Source organism: Pseudomonas wayambapalatensis, from assembly GCF_049942315.1.
Lineage (GTDB): Bacteria > Pseudomonadota > Gammaproteobacteria > Pseudomonadales > Pseudomonadaceae > Aquipseudomonas > Aquipseudomonas wayambapalatensis.
The window spans coordinates 1-17,073 of the sequence record NZ_JBNFMU010000129.1 but is presented as its reverse complement, the minus strand read 5'-3'; the positions used below and the strand labels follow the sequence as shown (position 1 = coordinate 17,073).

The 17,073-nt window shown below is 63.1% G+C and carries 18 protein-coding genes; 10 read left to right on the top strand and 8 right to left on the bottom strand.

Annotation, left to right across the window (positions count from 1 at the left end):
- Positions 1-109: 109 nt before the first annotated feature.
- A complete protein-coding gene (tyrS, locus tag ACPZMI_RS07325) occupies positions 110-1,309 on the bottom strand; it encodes a tyrosine--tRNA ligase (protein ID WP_426351970.1) in 1,200 nt (399 codons plus the stop codon).
- A 245-nt stretch (positions 1,310-1,554) separates the two neighbouring features.
- On the opposite strand from tyrS, the gene ACPZMI_RS07320 reads away from it, so the two are divergent.
- Together ACPZMI_RS07320 and ACPZMI_RS07315 are read left to right on the top strand one after the other, a co-directional pair.
- The gene (locus ACPZMI_RS07320) at positions 1,555-2,976 is read left to right on the top strand and encodes a peptidoglycan DD-metalloendopeptidase family protein (protein ID WP_426351969.1); all 1,422 of its coding nucleotides are present in this window, start codon (positions 1,555-1,557) and stop codon (positions 2,974-2,976) included.
- A 3-nt stretch (positions 2,977-2,979) separates the two neighbouring features.
- Positions 2,980-4,071 (top strand): anhydro-N-acetylmuramic acid kinase, encoded by a 1,092-nt coding sequence (locus ACPZMI_RS07315; RefSeq protein WP_426351968.1) that lies wholly within the window; start codon positions 2,980-2,982, stop codon positions 4,069-4,071.
- 54 nt (positions 4,072-4,125) lie between these two features.
- Here the strand turns inward: ACPZMI_RS07315 and erpA are convergent, their stop codons facing one another.
- A complete protein-coding gene (erpA, locus tag ACPZMI_RS07310) occupies positions 4,126-4,476 on the bottom strand; it encodes an iron-sulfur cluster insertion protein ErpA (RefSeq protein WP_186667571.1) in 351 nt (116 codons plus the stop codon).
- Positions 4,477-4,620: 144 nt separating this feature from the next.
- Positions 4,621-5,655 (bottom strand): N-acetyl-gamma-glutamyl-phosphate reductase, encoded by a 1,035-nt coding sequence (argC, locus tag ACPZMI_RS07305; RefSeq protein ID WP_063542462.1) that lies wholly within the window; start codon positions 5,653-5,655, stop codon positions 4,621-4,623.
- Between the two features lie 141 nt (positions 5,656-5,796).
- Between argC and hemJ the strand changes: the two genes are divergently transcribed.
- The 6 genes from hemJ (at position 5,797) to ACPZMI_RS07275 (ending at position 10,223) form a co-directional block, all read left to right on the top strand.
- Positions 5,797-6,222, top strand: coding sequence for a protoporphyrinogen oxidase HemJ (gene hemJ, locus ACPZMI_RS07300; protein ID WP_186709560.1), 426 nt, complete (start codon positions 5,797-5,799; stop codon positions 6,220-6,222).
- 29 nt (positions 6,223-6,251) lie between these two features.
- Positions 6,252-7,199 (top strand): NAD(P)H-dependent flavin oxidoreductase, encoded by a 948-nt coding sequence (locus ACPZMI_RS07295; protein ID WP_426351967.1) that lies wholly within the window; start codon positions 6,252-6,254, stop codon positions 7,197-7,199.
- Positions 7,200-7,273: 74 nt separating this feature from the next.
- Positions 7,274-8,056 carry an SDR family NAD(P)-dependent oxidoreductase gene (locus ACPZMI_RS07290; RefSeq protein ID WP_426351966.1) on the top strand — a complete coding sequence of 261 codons (783 nt, stop codon included), beginning with the start codon at positions 7,274-7,276 and terminating at the stop codon, positions 8,054-8,056.
- 64 nt (positions 8,057-8,120) lie between these two features.
- Positions 8,121-8,459 carry a histidine triad nucleotide-binding protein gene (locus tag ACPZMI_RS07285; RefSeq protein WP_426351965.1) on the top strand — a complete coding sequence of 113 codons (339 nt, stop codon included), beginning with the start codon at positions 8,121-8,123 and terminating at the stop codon, positions 8,457-8,459.
- Positions 8,460-8,525: 66 nt separating this feature from the next.
- A complete protein-coding gene (gene coq7 / locus ACPZMI_RS07280; RefSeq protein WP_112897195.1) occupies positions 8,526-9,173 on the top strand; it encodes a 2-polyprenyl-3-methyl-6-methoxy-1,4-benzoquinone monooxygenase in 648 nt (215 codons plus the stop codon).
- A gap of 9 nt (positions 9,174-9,182) precedes the next feature.
- Complete coding sequence (locus ACPZMI_RS07275) at positions 9,183-10,223, top strand: DUF2157 domain-containing protein (protein WP_186709558.1); 1,041 nt, start codon at positions 9,183-9,185, stop codon at positions 10,221-10,223.
- Positions 10,224-10,253: 30 nt separating this feature from the next.
- On the opposite strand, the gene ACPZMI_RS07270 is transcribed toward ACPZMI_RS07275, so the two are convergent.
- On the bottom strand, positions 10,254-10,676 hold the full coding sequence (locus tag ACPZMI_RS07270; protein ID WP_426351964.1) for an OsmC family protein: 423 nt from the start codon (positions 10,674-10,676) through the stop codon (positions 10,254-10,256).
- 187 nt (positions 10,677-10,863) lie between these two features.
- On the opposite strand from ACPZMI_RS07270, the gene crp reads away from it, so the two are divergent.
- On the top strand, positions 10,864-11,508 hold the full coding sequence (gene crp, locus ACPZMI_RS07265) for a cAMP-activated global transcriptional regulator CRP (RefSeq protein WP_054925379.1): 645 nt from the start codon (positions 10,864-10,866) through the stop codon (positions 11,506-11,508).
- Here the strand turns inward: crp and ACPZMI_RS07260 are convergent.
- From ACPZMI_RS07260 to ACPZMI_RS07245, 4 genes are all read right to left on the bottom strand, one after another.
- Complete coding sequence (locus ACPZMI_RS07260) at positions 11,505-12,209, bottom strand: lipoate--protein ligase family protein (protein ID WP_426351963.1); 705 nt, start codon at positions 12,207-12,209, stop codon at positions 11,505-11,507. The two genes, crp and ACPZMI_RS07260, sit on opposite strands and share 4 nt — an antisense overlap.
- Before the next feature lie 92 nt (positions 12,210-12,301).
- A complete protein-coding gene (gene trpC / locus ACPZMI_RS07255; protein ID WP_288375702.1) occupies positions 12,302-13,135 on the bottom strand; it encodes an indole-3-glycerol phosphate synthase TrpC in 834 nt (277 codons plus the stop codon).
- The gene (gene trpD / locus ACPZMI_RS07250; RefSeq protein ID WP_186667564.1) at positions 13,132-14,181 is read right to left on the bottom strand and encodes an anthranilate phosphoribosyltransferase; all 1,050 of its coding nucleotides are present in this window, start codon (positions 14,179-14,181) and stop codon (positions 13,132-13,134) included. The genes trpC and trpD overlap by 4 nt, the downstream gene beginning before the upstream one ends.
- 9 nt (positions 14,182-14,190) lie before the next feature.
- Complete coding sequence (locus tag ACPZMI_RS07245; protein WP_186667563.1) at positions 14,191-14,784, bottom strand: aminodeoxychorismate/anthranilate synthase component II; 594 nt, start codon at positions 14,782-14,784, stop codon at positions 14,191-14,193.
- Between the two features lie 363 nt (positions 14,785-15,147).
- Here ACPZMI_RS07245 and estP point away from each other — a divergent pair, with 363 nt between their 5' ends.
- On the top strand, positions 15,148-17,037 hold the full coding sequence (gene estP / locus ACPZMI_RS07240; RefSeq protein ID WP_288375705.1) for an esterase EstP: 1,890 nt from the start codon (positions 15,148-15,150) through the stop codon (positions 17,035-17,037).
- The last annotated feature ends 36 nt before the right edge of the window (positions 17,038-17,073 follow it).

The following is a 17,073-nucleotide window of genomic DNA, read 5'->3' as shown; positions in this document are numbered from 1 at the left end:
TGCTCGACCGTGCAGGCAGCGCCTTGACCGAACAATAAGGACGCGCTGATGAACACATCTGCAACCAGGCTGCTGCTGGCCTTATATATATAGCTACACCCGCAACCAATCACTCGACCTTCAAGGTAACCCGGCCAAACGACTTCTTACCCGCCTGGCACACATGGGTAGCACCCAGGACAAACAAGAAGTCCTTGTCGACGACTGCACCATCAACCTTGACCGCGCCGCTACCGAGCAGATCACGCGCCTGGGCCGAGTTCTTTACCAGACCCGCACGGTTCAGCACCGCAGCGATCGGCAGGTCTTCAGCCGCAGCGACTTCGATCTCCGGCAGATCCTCAGGCAGCTCGCCCTCCTTCATGCGGTTGCCCGCAGCACGGTGAGCATTCGCCGCAGCCTCTTCACCATGGAAACGCGCCACGATCTCTTCGGCCAGCTTGATCTTGATGTCGCGCGGGTTCGCACCCTTCTCGACATCGGCGCGGAACTGATCGATCTCGTCCATCGAGCGGAAGCTCAGCAGCTCGAAGTAGCGCCACATCAGCGTATCCGGAATTGAGACCAGCTTGCTGTACATCACCCCAGGCGCTTCCTGGATACCCACATAGTTACCCAGCGACTTGGACATCTTCTTCACGCCATCGAGCCCTTCGAGCAACGGCATGGTCACGATGTTCTGAGCTTCCTGGCCATAGGCGCGCTGCAGCTCACGCCCCATCAACAGGTTGAACTTCTGGTCGGTACCACCGAGCTCGACATCCGCCTTGAGCGCAACCGAGTCGTAACCCTGCACCAGCGGATAGAGGAACTCATGGATGGCGATCGGTTGCTGGCTGGTGTAGCGCTTGTCGAAGTCGTCACGCTCGAGCATGCGCGCGACGGTGTACTGGGACGCCAGACGAATGAAGTCGGCCGGGGTCAGCTTATCCATCCAGGTAGAATTGAACGCGACCTCGGTCTTGGCCGGGTCGAGAATCTTGAACACTTGCTGCTTATAGGTTTCGGCGTTGTCCAGAACCTGCTCGCGGGTCAGCGGCGGGCGCGTGGCACTCTTGCCGCTAGGGTCACCGATCATGCCGGTGAAGTCACCGATCAGGAAGATCACCTGATGCCCCAATTCCTGGAACTGCCGCAGCTTGTTGATCAGCACGGTGTGACCCAGATGCAGGTCAGGAGCCGTTGGGTCGAAGCCAGCCTTGATACGCAGCGGCTGGCCGCGCTTGAGCTTCTCCACCAGTTCCGACTCGACCAACACCTCTTCCGCACCGCGCTTGATAAGCGCCAGCTGCTCTTCAACCGACTTCATAGACAGACCCGCAAGGCTCAGATTCAAAGGGGACCAACCATACAAGATCGGCCGTCAAATACAAGTTTCGCAACGGAATGTGACCCGGAAGGCGCCTTGCGGCGTCTACGCGCCCTTGCGCGAAAATGGATTTGGTTATATTTTATACAGTTATTTCATCTTCATCATGTCATTCATCTTTTCCACCGTGTTTTTCAGCGTATTCAGTCACCTTTTTCATTCACTTTTTCAAAGTCACCTCATCTATGACCAACGACACGCCTAAAGCGCCCCCGCTTTATCCGAAAAGCCATCTGTTGGCCGCCAGCGGCATCGCCGCCCTGCTCAGCCTGGCCTTGCTGGTATTTCCCTCCAGCGACGTAGAAGCGAAGAAGACCACCCTCAACCTCGAGCTCGAAACCCCGGCCGAGCAACTCAAAGACGAATCCAAGGCCGCACCGCTGGTGCAGTCCACCGAATCCACCGGCTCGCCCTTCGCCCAGATCGAAGGGGATGAACCCGCTACAGAACAGGCCGCCGGACAGCCGCAACCCGTCGCGCAGGAGAAGGCGCAAGACAAGGCCCCCGGTCATCGCGAAGTCGTGGTCGCCCGTGGCGACACCCTCTCCACACTGTTCGCCAAAGTGGGCCTGCCCGCCAACGTCGTGCATGACGTTCTGGCCAGCGACAAGCAAGCCAAGCAGTTCAGCCAGCTGAAACACGGCCAGGTGCTACAGTTCGAACTGGACAAGGACGGCCAACTGGCCAGCTTGCACAGCCAGGTCAGCAACCTCGAAAGCATCCGCCTGAACAAGACCGACAAGGGCTACGCGTTCGAACGCGAAATCACCAAGCCCCTGGTGCGAACCGCCTACGCCCATGGCGTCATCAAGAGCTCGCTCTCGGCCTCGGCCCAACGTGCCGGCCTTTCCCACAGCCTGACCATGGATATGGCCCGCGTGCTGGGCTACGACATCGACTTCGCCCAGGACATCCGCCCTGGCGACGAATTCGACGTGGTCTACGAACAAAAGGTCATGGATGGCAAGGTGGTCGGCACCGGCAACATCCTCTCGGCGCGTTTCACCAATCGCGGCAAGACCTACACCGCCGTGCGCTACACCAACAAGCAGGGCAATACCAGCTACTACACCGCTGACGGCAACAGCCTGCGAAAGGCGTTCATCCGCACACCGGTGGACTTCGCCCGCATCAGCTCGCGCTTCTCCGCCGGGCGCAAGCACCCGATCCTGAACAAGATTCGCGCCCATAAAGGTGTCGACTATGCAGCGCCTCGCGGCACGCCGATCAAGGCAGCCGGTGATGGCCGCATCGAACTGGCCGGCCGCCGCGGCGGCTACGGCAACACAGTGATCATCGCCCACGGCAACACCTACAAGACCCTGTATGGCCACATGCAAGGCTTCGCCAAAGGCATCAAGACCGGCAGCAACGTCAAGCAGGGCCAGATCATCGGCTATATCGGCACCACCGGCCTTTCCACTGGCCCGCACCTGCACTACGAGTTCCAGGTCAACGGCGTCCATGTCGACCCGCTGAGCCAGAAGGTGCCGATGGCCGATCCGATCGCCAAGGCCGAGCGCCAGCGCTTCCTGCAGCAAAGCCAACCCCTGATCGCTCGCATGGATCAGGAAAAGGCCACGCTGCTCGCCGCCAACAAGCGCTGATCCATGGCGCTCTACCTGGGGGTGATGTCCGGCACCAGCCTTGACGGCCTGGACATTGCCCTGATCGAACAGTGCGAGCAGCCACGGTTGCTCGCCACCTGCTACCTGCCCATGCCCTCCGACCTTCGCCAGGACCTGCTGAGCCTCTGTGCCAGTGGCCCTGACGAGATCGCACGGGCAGCGCTGGCCGAAAATCGCTGGGCCAGCCTTGCTGCAGAGGGCATCCGGCAATTGCTGGCCGAGCAGAAACTCGAGCCCAGCGCCATCCGCGCCATCGGCAGCCACGGCCAGACCATCCGCCACGAACCAGCCCGCGGCTTTACCGTGCAGATCGGCAACCCGGCATTGCTCGCCGAGCTGACCGGCATCTGCGTGGTGGGTGATTTCCGTCGCCGCGACGTGGCCGCAGGCGGCCAGGGCGCACCACTGGTCCCGGCCTTCCACGAAGCCTTGTTCGCCCACCTGGGGCAGCGCCTGGCAGTACTCAACGTCGGTGGCTTCAGCAACCTGAGCCTCATTGCCCAAGACACGCCAGTGCATGGCTTCGACTGCGGCCCGGGCAATGTGCTGCTGGATGCGTGGATCGAGCGCAAGCGCGGCCAGACCTTCGACGCCGATGGCGCATGGGCGGCAAGCGGCAAGGTGCAGGACGAATTGCTGGCAGCGCTGCTGAGCGATCCGTTCTTCGCCGGCAATGGCCCCAAGAGCACCGGGCGCGAGGTATTCAACCTGCCCTGGCTCGACGCTCACCTGGCAAGGCTGCCGCGTTATCGCGACGAAGACGTTCAGGCCACCCTGCTGGAACTGACCGCCCGCAGCATCACCGATGCCTTGCGCAATGCCCAGCAAGGCACCGAAGCCCTGATGGTCTGTGGCGGCGGCGCACGCAATGGCACCCTGATGAATAGGCTGGCCGCCCTGCTGCCGGCCGCGAAAGTGACCAGCACCGATGCCCAAGGTATTGACCCGGACTGGGTCGAGGCGATGGCATTCGCATGGCTGGCTCATTGCTGCCTCGAAGGCATCCCGGCGAACCGCCCAAGCGTCACGGCGGCCAGAGGGCTGCGAGTGCTGGGCGCGATCTACCCGTCCTGATCGACAGAAACGAAAACGCCGCGCAATTGCGCGGCGTTTTCGTTGAAGCCGGACTCAGATCGAGAACGACGAACCGCACCCGCAGGTGGTGGCGGCATTCGGGTTCTTGATCACGAAGCGCGAGCCTTCCAGACCTTCCTGGTAGTCCACTTCAGCACCGGCCAGGTACTGGAAGCTCATTGGATCGACGACCAGCGAAACGCCTTCGCGCTCGACAATGGTGTCGTCATCGGCCACGTCTTCATCGAAAGTGAAGCCGTACTGGAAACCCGAGCAACCGCCGCCTGTGACGAACACACGCAGCTTGAGGCGATCATTGCCTTCCTCGGATACCAGAGTCTTCACCTTGTGCGCAGCCCCTTGGGTAAACTCCAAAGCGGTGGGGGTGAAGGTTTCGACGCTCATGTTGGTTCTCCCGGCGTAAGCCGCCATAAAACTCGATGACGCGCATTATCCGCTTCTCCGAGAAAATTGGTCAAGAATTGTGCGGCTTTGGTCGAGACAAACTAAAAGGCCCGCACGGGGCGGGCCTTCTCACCTTCTTGACGATTAAGGCAGCAGCCCCGCGTGGGAAAGGCCCATGCGCTCATCCAGCCCGAACAGGATGTTCAGGTTCTGTACTGCCTGGCCGGACGCGCCCTTGACCAGATTGTCGATCACCGACAGCACCACCACCAGATCACCACCCTGCGGGCGATGAACGGCAATACGGCAGACGTTGGCGCCGCGCACGCTGCGCGTCTCTGGGTGGCTGCCGGCCGGCATCACGTCGACGAACGGCTCGTTCGCGTAGCGCTTTTCGAACAGCGCCTGCAGGTCAACCGAGGTGTCGACCACATTCGCGTAGAGAGTGGCGTGAATACCGCGGATCATCGGGGTCAGGTGAGGTACGAAGGTCAGGCCGATATCCTTGCCCGCCGCCAGGCGCAGGCCTTGGCTGATTTCCGGCAGGTGACGGTGGCCTTTGACCGCATAGGCCTTCATGCTTTCGCCAGCCTCGCAGAACAGCGAGCCCACTGCAGCACCGCGGCCTGCGCCACTGACACCCGACTTGCAGTCGGCAATCAGGCGCGACGGATCGGCCAGACCCGCTTCGAGCAGTGGCAGGAAACCAAGCTGGGTGGCGGTCGGGTAGCAGCCTGGCACGGCGATCAGACGCGCCTGGCGGATCTTCTCGCGGTTCACTTCAGGCAGGCCGTAGACGGCATCCTTGAGCAGTTCCGGCGCGCCGTGCGGCTGGCCGTACCACTTGCCCCACTCGACGGCGTCCTGCAGACGGAAGTCGGCAGACAGGTCGATGACTTTGGTCCCGGCGGCCAGCAGCTCGCCGGCCAGGGCATGGGCAACGCCATGCGGTGTGGCGAAGAACACCACATCGCAGGCGCCGAGGGTCTTGCTGTCCGGGACGCTGAACTGCAGGCCGTCATAGTGGCCGCGCAGGTTCGGGTACATGTCGGCCACCGCGACACCCGCCTCGGAGCGCGACGTGATGACCGCTACCTCGGCCTGTGGGTGCTGTGCCAGCAGGCGCAACAGTTCGACACCGGTGTAACCCGTGCCGCCGACGATACCGACCTTGATCATAACGCTTGCCCCTCATCAACGAGACCACTGGAAAGCGCACGATAATAGGGTTACGTGACGCCTGTAACAACTCTTGGGTACCCCTTCGCAGTGCCGGACCACTACTATCTGACCACCGTGAAAACCTGAAGGAACTCCCCCATGCTCTATCTCTGGATCAAGGCGCTGCATATCGTCAGCGTGGTCTGCTGGTTCGCCGGCCTGTTCTACCTGCCGCGCCTGTTCGTCTACCACGCCCAGAGCCAGGACAGCATCAGCCAGGAACGCTTCGTCACCATGGAGCGCAAGCTGTACCGCGGCATCATGAACCCGGCGATGATCGCAACCTACGTGTTCGGTATCTGGATGCTCTACCTGACGCCCGGCTGGCTGAGCCAGGGCTGGCTGCACGCCAAGCTGACCCTGGTGATCCTGCTGACCGGCTACCATCACGTATGCGGCGCACAGCGCAAACGCTTCGCCGCCGGACAGAACACCCGCAGCCATGTGTACTACCGCTGGTTCAACGAAGTACCGGTGCTGATCCTGCTGGCCATCGTAATTCTGGTGGTGGTCAAACCGTTCTGAGCCTAACCCCTGAGCGAAGGAGCCTTGCCATGTCCCTGCCTGCAACACTCGAACACCGCCTGCGACTGCCCGTGGTCGCCGCGCCGATGTTCCTGATCTCCAATCCGCAGCTGGTACTGGCTTGCTGCGCCAACGGTGTGGTGGGTAGCTTTCCGGCGCTGAACCAGCGCGACAGCGCCGGCTTCAAGGCCTGGCTGGAGGAGATCGAGGCGGGCCTTGCGCAATTGCAGGCACCTGCGCCTTATGCCGTGAACCTGATCGTGCACCCGAGCAACCCGCGCCTGCAGGCCGACCTCGCCCTGTGCGTGGAGCACCGGGTGCCGATCGTGATCACCAGCCTGGGCGCTGCGAAGGAGGTGGTAGACGCGGTGCACGGCTATGGCGGCCTGGTGTTCCACGATGTCACCACCCGTCGTCACGCCGAGAAAGCCGCCGAGGCCGGCGTTGATGGCCTGATTGCCGTGGCTGCGGGTGCCGGCGGTCATGCCGGGACCTGGAGCCCCTTCGCCCTGGTCGCGGAGATTCGCCAGTTCTTCGACAAGACTCTGCTGTTGGCCGGCTGCATCAACCACGGTCACGAAATCCTCGCAGCACGTCTGCTGGGCGCGGACCTCGCCTACATGGGCACACGCTTCATCGCCACCCGCGAGAGCCAAGCCCAGGGGGCCTACAAACAAATGCTGCTCGATGCCCACGCCGCCGACATCGTCCACACCCCGGCGGTCTCGGGTGTGCCGGCCAGTTTCCTGCGCCAGAGCCTCGAGCAGGCCGGTTACGACATGGCCGCGCTCAAGCACAACCCGGGTGAGGCCAAGCTCAAACCGCTGGATGAAGAAGCCAAGGCCTGGAAAACCGTGTGGTCGGCGGGCCAGGGCGCGGGCGGTATCCATGACCTGCCCGATACGGCAGCGCTGATCGAGCGCCTGCGTGACGAATACCGAGCCGCCCAGCTTCGCACCGCTGAACTGGCGCGCTGAAGCCCTGCAAAAGACCACAACAGCCCCAGCCAAGCTGTACACTAGGCGCCCTCTTCCGCCCCCAGGAGCCTTGCATGACCCGTTACGCCATGATCACCGGAGCTTCCAGCGGCCTGGGCCTGGCCCTGGCGGAGGCCCTGGCGCGGCGCGGGCGCAACCTGATCCTGGTGGCACGCCACCGCGAAACCCTTGAGCCAATCGCGGTCGAGCTGACCCAGCGCTTCGGCGTCGAGGTCTTGCTGCGCGCCTGCGACCTCAGCCAGCCTTTGCGCCTCTCGGGGTTCGTACTCGAGCTGGAAGAGGGCGAGCGGCGCATCGACCTGCTGGTCAACTGTGCCGGGCAGCGCACCTATGGGCCCTTCCTGGCCCATGAGTGGGCCGACGAACAAGACCTGCTGGAGGTCAATATCCTCGCCCTCACCCGCCTGTGCCACGCCATCGGCAACCTGATGGCGGTGCACGGTGGCGGCCAGATCCTCAACGTGGCCTCACTGGCCAGCGCCGCGCCGGGTCCGTGGATGGCGTGCTACAGCGCCAGCAAGGCCTATGTACTGAATTTCTCGGAAGCCCTGCGCGAAGAACTGCGTCGTACCGGGATCAAGGTGTCGGTTTTGTGCCCGGGCCCGATCCACTCGGCAAAACGACACATCCCGCGCCTGGAGGGCAGTTCGCGCTGCCTGAGCGCCGAAGAAGTGGCGCTCTACACCGTGCGCGCGCTGGACAAGAACCGCGCCCTGATCATGCCGGGCCGACGCAATCGCTGGCTGGCCTTCGCCCCACGCCTTCTGCCGCGCTGGTTGAGCCGCAAGCTGGCGGGCGTGATCCATCGTCGCTACTGCCCGATCGGCGCCGAATGACCTCTGTCCGAGCAGCGCCTCGCTGAGTACACTGCGCTTCGACCCTCACCAAGGAGCAAGTGACGTGGACGATCTATTCCTCAAGATCATCAACCGGGAAATCCCGGCGGATATCATCTACGAAGACGACCAGATCCTGGCCTTCAAGGATATCGCCCCTGCAGCGCCGGTACATTTTCTGGTCATCCCGAAAAAGCACATCCGGACCCTCAACGACCTGACCGATGAGGACAAGGCCCTGGCTGGCCACATCCTGTTCACCGCCCAGCGCCTGGCCGTCGAGCAAGGCTGCGAGGAAGGTTTCCGTGTGGTCATGAACTGCAACCCCAAGGGTGGGCAGACGGTCTACCACATTCACATGCACGTGCTCGGCCAGCGTCAGATGAACTGGCCGCCGGGCTGACCCAAGGCAAGCCCATCCGGCATGATTGAGTTAAACTGTCGGGCATCACTTTAGTGGAGGTGCCCGATGGCTACCGAACGTCACTATTCGCCGCTCGACCGCTTGTTGCTGCAGGCTGATACCGCCATGCGCACCCTGCTGCCCTTCAGCGGCCAACCTTCCCGTCCCTCGCCTGCGATCATCCAGCCGGATGCCGAGCTGGACGAGTCCCAGACCCGCCATATTGCCGGCCTGATGCGCATCAACCATACCGGTGAGGTCTGCGCCCAGGCGCTCTACCAAGGTCAGGCCCTGACCGCCAAGCTGCCGCAGGTACGCAAGGCCATGGAGCATGCCGCCGAGGAAGAAATCGACCACCTGGCCTGGTGCGAGCAGCGCATCCGCCAACTGGGCAGCCACCCAAGTGTGCTCAACCCGCTGTTCTACGGCATGTCGTTCGGCATCGGTGCCCTCGCCGGCCTGGTCAGCGACAAGGTCAGCCTGGGCTTCGTCGCCGCCACCGAGCACCAGGTCTGCAAGCACCTGGACGAGCACCTCGAACAGATCCCCGAAGAAGACGAAAAATCCCGCGCCATTCTCGAACAGATGCGCGTCGATGAAGAGCAACACGCCGAATCCGCTCTGGAAGCCGGCGGCTATCGTTTCCCGGCCCCGGTGCGTTTCGGCATGAGCCTGCTGGCCAAGGTGATGACCAAGAGCACCTACCGCATCTAGGACCCACCGATGACCGAGCGCTTCGATGCCAAGGATCTGGCCAGCGCGGTAAGCGCCGGCGTCCTCCAGCCAGGCCAGGATCGGGCACTGCTCGAATTCCTGCGCCAGCAACCGCAGCAACAGGGCCGGTTCCAGTTGGCCCATGTCGCCTTCTACTTCGGCGCACTGCTGATCATGGCGGCCATGGGCTGGCTGCTCACCGAGGCGTGGATGCGCATTGGTGACTCGGCGCTGCTCGCCATCGCCCTGCTCTATATCGCCAGCCTTACCCTGTTCGCCCTGTCACTCCAGCGCCGCGGGCAGGCCATTGCCGCCGGGGTTCTGGCCGCCGTCGCCGTGAGCATCGTACCGCTGGCAGTGTTCGCCCTCGAACGCCTGCTCGGCTGGTGGCCGCTGGATGACGTGCAGTTCGACTACCACCAGTACTACACCTACGTGCAAGGCGGCTGGCTGCTGATGGAAGCGGCAACCGTCGTCGCCGGGCTGGCGATGCTGCGCCTGGTGCCTTTCCCCTTCATCGTGATGCCAATCGCGGTGGCCCTGTGGTTCATGTCCATGGACCTCAGCGAATGGTTCTACGGCGAAGTGTTCAGTTGGGAGCAGCGCCAGAACGTCTCGGTGTGGTTCGGCCTGCTGTTGCTGGCCGCGTTCCTGGCAGTGGACGGTCGCACGCGCCGCGACTACGCCTACTGGGGTTACCTGGCAGGGCTTCTGGCCTTCTGGGGCGGGCTGACTTCGATGAACAGCGACAGTGAAGTGGGCAAGGCGCTCTATTGCCTGATCAACCTTGGCCTGATGGGATGTGCAGTGCTGCTGCGCCGCCCGATGTTCATGGTATTCGGTGCCATGGGCGTGGCTGCGTACCTGGGCTACCTGTCGTATGACGTGTTCGCCGAGTCGCTGCTGTTCCCGGTGGTGATCACATTGATCGGGCTTGGCGTGATCGGCCTGGGCCTTGCCTACCAGAAGCGTCGTGAACGACTGAGTCAATCGTTGCGGGCAAAACTGCCGCAATGGCTACTGGACGCGCTGCCAGCCCTGCGTGACTGAAAACCGGGGCCGCCAGGCGGCCCCACAGTCTCAACCCAGCTCCACGATCTCGTAGCCATGGGTGATTTCCACGCCCGCCCGATCAAGCATGATCGAGGCCGAGCAATATTTCTCGGCCGACAGCTCCACTGCCCGCTTGACCTGCGCTTCCTTCAGCCCGCGGCCTTTGACCACGAAATTCAGGTGGATCTTGGTGAACACCTTCGGATCTTCGCCGGCTCGCTCGGCCTCAAGGAAGGCTTCGCAGCTTTCCACCGCCTGTCGGGACTTCTTCAGGATGCTGACCACATCGAAACTGCTGCAGCCACCCAGGCCGAGCAGCAGCATCTCCATCGGGCGTACGCCCAGGTTACGACCGCCAGCCTCGGGAGGACCGTCCATGACCACGACATGCCCACTCCCCGACTCACCGAGGAACATGGCCTCACCGGCCCACTGGATGCGCGCCTTCATCTATCCGGACTCCTGATTTCGTAAAAGGCCGTCAGCTTAGACCTTGTAGCGCCGCCGGAAAAGCTCAAGACGTTAGGGTTTCATGCCGATAAACCCAAAGTGTCTGATAAGCTGACGCCAAATCACTGGCGCCCCTGTCAGTAACCTCCTACAAAATGCCTCTGCGTCGCTCGAACAGGATTTCGTGATGGTAGCCTCAGCACTCCCTGCCAAGATCAAGAATATCGACAAGCTGCTGGTGCACTGCCAACGCCGCCGCTATGCCGCCAAGAGCAACATCATCTGCGCCGGCGACCGAGCCGAGACGCTGTCGTTCATCGTCAAGGGTTCGGTGACCATCCTGATCGAGGACGACGAAGGTCACGAGATGATCATCGCCTACCTCAACAATGGTGATTTCTTCGGTGAGCTGGGGTTGTTCGAACCGGCGGGCCCCGAACAGCAGCGCAGTGCCTGGGTACGGGCCAAGACCGAATGCGAAGTGGCCGAGATCAGCTACGACAAGTTCCGCGAGCTGGCCCGCCACGATCCGGACATTCTCTACGCCCTTGGCAGCCAGATGGCCCAGCGCCTGCGCAACACCACGCGCAAGGTCGGCGACCTGGCCTTCTTCGACGTCACCGGCCGCGTCGCTCGTTGCCTGCTCGACCTGTGCAAGCAGCCAGATGCCATGACCCACCCCGACGGTATGCAGATCAAGATCACCCGTCAGGAAATCGGTCGGATCGTCGGCTGCTCGCGCGAGATGGTCGGCCGCGTGCTCAAGGATCTCGAGGAACGCAGCCTGGTGCAGGTCAAGGGCAAGACCATGGTGGTCTACGGCACCCGTTAATCCTTGGGCAGCGCCGCGATCACCTCGGCGTAGGCCTGGGACAGCCGTTCGAACCAAGGGACTGCGGGCGCCACTTCATGCAAGGCAATATGGCTGTCGGCACGGCAGCGTTGCTCCAGCCCACAACATTCGTTGAAACGATTGACCGCCGCCACCATCGACTCACGCTCGTTGTCCAGCAGCAGCGCCCCATGCACCAGCACCACCGGGCGCTTGCCGCCCAGCCCCTGGCGCCAGCGCTGGGCAGTGCCGACCAGCTTGCGGCCGTTGAGATTGACGTTGTAGCGACCATCGCAGAACGCACCGTCGATCTCCCCGACCGACGCCACACCACCCCATTCGCGCAAGACATCGCACAGCGGCAGGCACAAGCGCTCGTATGCGTTCTCGATGCGACCGTGATCGCCTTCGCTGCGCGGTGCGACGTAGACCAGCGCCACGTTCACCGTCGAATGGGATTGCGGCACGGGTTCACCACCGGTTTCACGCAGCAGCACGGGCCAGCCGGCAATCGCCAGCTCCGCACAGGCAGCTTCGAAATTATCGAGCCGGCTCATGCGCCGTGGCATGACCAGCGCATGGTCGGTGGGGCGCCAGAAGAGCACATCAGATTCACGCTCGCCACGGCAGACGGCGGCGAGCAGCTCCTGTTCGGCGTGCAGGCCCTGCTCGACGGTGAGGGCCAGGGGTTGATCGGTCATTGATCCACCTTGGAAGTTAGGTCCACTTGCCCACGAAAGGGCCAGAACAGGCATACAAAAAAGCCGGCATCAAGCCGGCTTCCTTATCTTGATCAGTCCAGAGGCTGAACAGTCTTCTTCACCTGATCCGGGAAGAACAGCCGCTGCAGTTCCAAGCCCGGCTGCTCGGCCCGCATGAAGGCCTCGCCCACCAGGAACGAATACACTTCGTTGATTTCCATCAGCTCCACGTCGGCGCGGTTGAGGATACCGCTCTCGGTGATCGCCAGGCGGTCACGCGGAATGCGCGGCAGCAGGTCGAGTGTGGTATCCAGGCTGACCTCGAAGGTGTGCAGGTTGCGGTTGTTGACCCCCACCAGCGGCGTGTCGAGGGTTTTCAGCGCGCGCTCCAGCTCTTCGCCATCGTGCACCTCCACCAGCACATCGAGACCGACATCCTTGGCAGTGGCGGCAAGCTCGGCCATCTTCACATCGTCCAGTGCCGAGACGATCAGCAGCACGCAGTCGGCGCCCAGGGCGCGGGCTTCGACGATCTGGTAGGGATCGACCATGAAGTCCTTGCGAATCACCGGCAGCGACACGGCGGCGCGGGCCTGTTGCAGGTATTCGTCAGCGCCCTGGAAGTAATCCACGTCGGTGAGTACCGACAGGCAGGTCGCGCCGCCCTTCTCGTAGCTGACCGCGATTTCCGCAGGCACGAAGTGCTCGCGGATCACGCCCTTGCTCGGCGAGGCCTTCTTGATTTCAGCGATGACCGCCGGCTGCTTGCGCTTGGCCTGTTCGATCAAGGCGTTGGCAAAGCCGCGCGGAGCATCGGCGACCTTGGCCAGACGCTCCAGCTCGGCGAGGCTCACGCGCGCGCTGCGCTCGGCCACTTCCTGAAACTTGCGGGCGATGATTCTTTCCAGCACCGTCGGTACGCTCATGCTCCGTTCTCCTGCTTGAATACCGCGGTAAAGGCGCCCAGCTCCTGGAGTTTTTCCCAGGCAAGGCCGGTGTGCAGTACATCGTGGGCGAGTTCGACGCCCGATTTCAGGCTCATCGCGTGGTCGGCGGCATACAGCGCGGCGCCGGCGTTGAGCACGATCATTTCGGCAGCTTTCTGGCCATTTTCGGTCTTGCGGCGGCCCAGGGCGTCACGGATCAGCGCCAGCGAAGCCTGCGGATCCTCGACCGCCAGGCCGTGCAGGCTCTGGCTCTTCATGCCAAGGTCTTCCGGTTCTACCCAGTACTCGGTGATCTCACCGTTCTTCAGTTCCGCGACGAAGGTCGGTGCGGCCAGGCTGAATTCGTCCAGGCCATCCTTGGAGTGCACCACCAGCACATGCTTGCTGCCCAGGCGCTGCAACACTTCGGCCAGCGGGCGGCACAGGGCCTGGGTGAACACGCCAACCACCTGGTGCTTCACACCGGCCGGATTCGTAAGCGGGCCGAGCATGTTGAAGAGCGTGCGCAGGCCCAGGTCGCGGCGCGGGCCAGCGGCATGCTTCATTGCGCTGTGGTGAGTCTGGGCGAACATGAAACCGATCCCCAGGCTATCGATGCAGCGGGCCACCTGTACCGGCGTAAGGTTCAGGTAGATACCGGCCGCCTCCAGCAGGTCGGCGCTGCCGCTCTTGCCGGACACCGCCCGGTTGCCGTGCTTGGCCACCGGGCAACCGGCCGCGGCGAGCACAAAGGCCGAGGCCGTGGATACGTTGAAGATGTTGGCCCCGTCGCCGCCGGTGCCGACAATGTCGACCACGCCGTCGAGGCTCTTGAGCTCGACCTTGTCGGCCAGCTCACGCATGACCGAAACGGCACCGACGATCTCGTCGATGCTCTCGCTCTTCATGCGCATGCCCATCAGGAAGGCGCCGATCTGCGCCTCGGTGCATTGTCCGGTCATGATCTGACGCATGACATCGCGCATTTCTTCTGTGGACAGGTCCAGGTGGCCGACGATGCGGCTCAGCGCGCTCTTGATATCCATGATCGGTCCTTAGCGGCGGCCGCCGGTCTGCTTGAGGAAATTGGCGAACAGCTCGTGACCCTGCTCGGTGAGGATGGACTCGGGGTGGAACTGCACCCCTTCGATGTTCAGGGTCTTGTGACGCAAGCCCATGATCTCGTCGACCGAACCGTCTTCATGGGCAGTCCAGGCGGTAACTTCGAGGCAGTCAGGCAGGGTTTCGCGCTTGACCACCAGCGAATGGTAGCGGGTCACGGTCAACGGGTTGTTCAGGCCGGCGAACACGCCCAGGTCGCGGTGGAACACTGGGCTGGTCTTGCCGTGCATTACCTGGCGGGCCCGCACCACGTCACCGCCGTACGCCTGGCCGATGGACTGGTGACCCAGGCACACGCCGAGGATCGGCAGCTTGCCGGCAAAGTGCAGGATGGCCTCGATGGAAACGCCTGCCTCACTGGGCGTGCAAGGGCCGGGCGAGACGACGATGCGCTCCGGGTTGAGGGCTTCGATCTGGGCGATGGTCAGTTCGTCGTTGCGAATGACCTTGACCTCGGCACCCAACTCGCCGAGGTACTGGACGACGTTGTAGGTGAAGGAGTCGTAATTGTCGATCATCAGTAACATCTGGGGGCAACCTCTTGAATCTACTGACTGTGCTTTCGAACCTTCCTGCGTCGGCCATGGGCGCGGTTCTGCCGCGACGGCGAAACTGGAACGACAGGAGGGCAAACGGGGACGGGCCGGACAGGACCGGCAGGAGAAAGAGTCAGGCGCGCCAACGCCAACGGGCGTGAGCCTTGATAACGCGCATCAGGAGTTTGCTGACGATCAACACGGGGTAGTTCTCGCTCATACGTCCCGGCACAGTAGCCTACCGCGACGAGAGGCGCAATACGCCGTAAATACCGGGAAACGAACGGACCGCGCGCTTTTTTGCTAAGGTCTTCGGGCTTGTCTCCATAAAAACAATGAAAAGGAACTTCACACATGCGACAGCCACCTTTCCTGCGCACGGCCCTGTGCCTGCTCACCCTCGCCTGCAGCCAGGCCATGGCAGCACCCTCGCCATACTCTTCGCTGATCGTGTTCGGCGACAGCCTCAGCGATGCAGGGCAGTTCCCCGACCTCACCGGTGGCACCGAGGGCCGACGCTTCACCAATCGTGATGCCAATGGCAACTTCGCCCCGGTATCGCCAATGATCCTCGGCGGGCGCCTCGGCATCGACCCGGACCAGCTCAACCCGTCGACCTCCCTGGGAATTCGTCCGGACGGCAACAACTGGGCAGTCGGCGGCTACCGGACCGACCAGATCCTCGACTCCATCACCGACTCTTCCGAGCTGATCGTACCGCCGGGCAACCAGGGAGCCGGGACCGTACTGCGCGAACGCCCGGGCTACCTGGCCAATGGCCTGCAGGCCGATCCGAATGCCCTTTATTACATCACCGGCGGCGGCAACGACTTCCTTCAAGGCCGCGTCAACAGCGCCGCCGATGCCGCCGCCGCAGGTGCGCGCCTCGCCGCCAGCGCCCAGGCCCTGCAACAGGGCGGGGCGCGCTACATCATGGTGTGGCTGCTGCCCGACCTGGGGCAGACCCCGAACTTCAGCGGTACACCACAGCAGGGGCCGCTGTCGCAGCTCTCGGGCGTGTTCAACCAGTCGCTGCTCAACCAACTGCGCCAGATCGATGCCGAAATCATCCCGCTGAACATCCCCACCCTGCTCGGCGAAGCGCTGCGCAGCCCGGCAGAATTCGGCCTGGCCGCCGACCAGAACCTGGTCGGCACCTGCTACAGCGGCGACAGCTGCGTGCAAAACCCGGTCTATGGCGCCAACGGCACCAACCCCGACCCAACCCGGCTGCTGTTCAACGACTCGGTACATCCAACCATTGCCGGCCAGCAACTGATCGCCGACTACGCCTACTCCATCCTCGCCGCCCCTTGGGAACTGACGCTGCTTCCGGAAATGGCCCACGCCAGCTTGCGTGCTCACCAGGATGAGCTGCGCAACCAATGGCAGACACCCTGGCAGGCGGTCGGCCAGTGGCAAGCCTTCGTCGCCACCGGCGCCCAGGACCTGGATTTCGGCAGCCAGCGCAGTTCGGCAAGTGGCGATGGCCGCGGCTACAACCTGACCCTCGGCGGCAGCTACCGGCTCGATGATGCCTGGCGCGTCGGTCTGGCAGCGGGCGTCTACAGACAGAAACTGGAGGCAGGCCAACAGGACTCGGACTACAAGCTCGACAGCTACCTGGCCAGTGCCTTCGCCCAGTTCCGCCAGAACCGCTGGTGGGCCGATACTACGCTGACTGCCGGCCACCTGGACTACAGCGACCTCAAGCGCAGCTTTGCCCTCGGCGCCAGCGAACGCACCGAGAAAGGCGACACTGATGGCGAGGCCTGGGCCATCAGTGGACGGCTGGGCTACAACCTGGCCGCTGACGAGAGCCGTTGGCAACTGGCTCCGTTCATCAGCGCAGACTATGCACGGGTCAAGGTCGATGGTTATGACGAGAAGAGCGGTCGCTCGACGGCCCTGAGCTTCGATGATCAGGAGCGCAAGTCCCGCCGACTGGGCGCGGGCCTGCTGGGCACTGTGCAGGTGCTGCCAAGCACGCGGTTGTTCGCCGAGGTCGCGCGCGAACACGAGTTCGAGGATGACCGCCAGGACCTGACCATGCACCTGACCACCCTGCCGGGCAACGACTTCACCCTGGCCGGCTACACGCCGCACAGCAACCTGACCCGGGCAAGCCTGGGCCTCAGCCATGAACTGGTGCCGGGGGTGAACCTGCGGGGGAACTACAACTGGCGCAAGAGTGATGAGCTGCGTCAGCAGGGCGTCAGCCTGGCGGTGAGCCTGGACTTTTGAGGGTTAACCCATCGCGTGGCCAGCCCGCTCCTACAG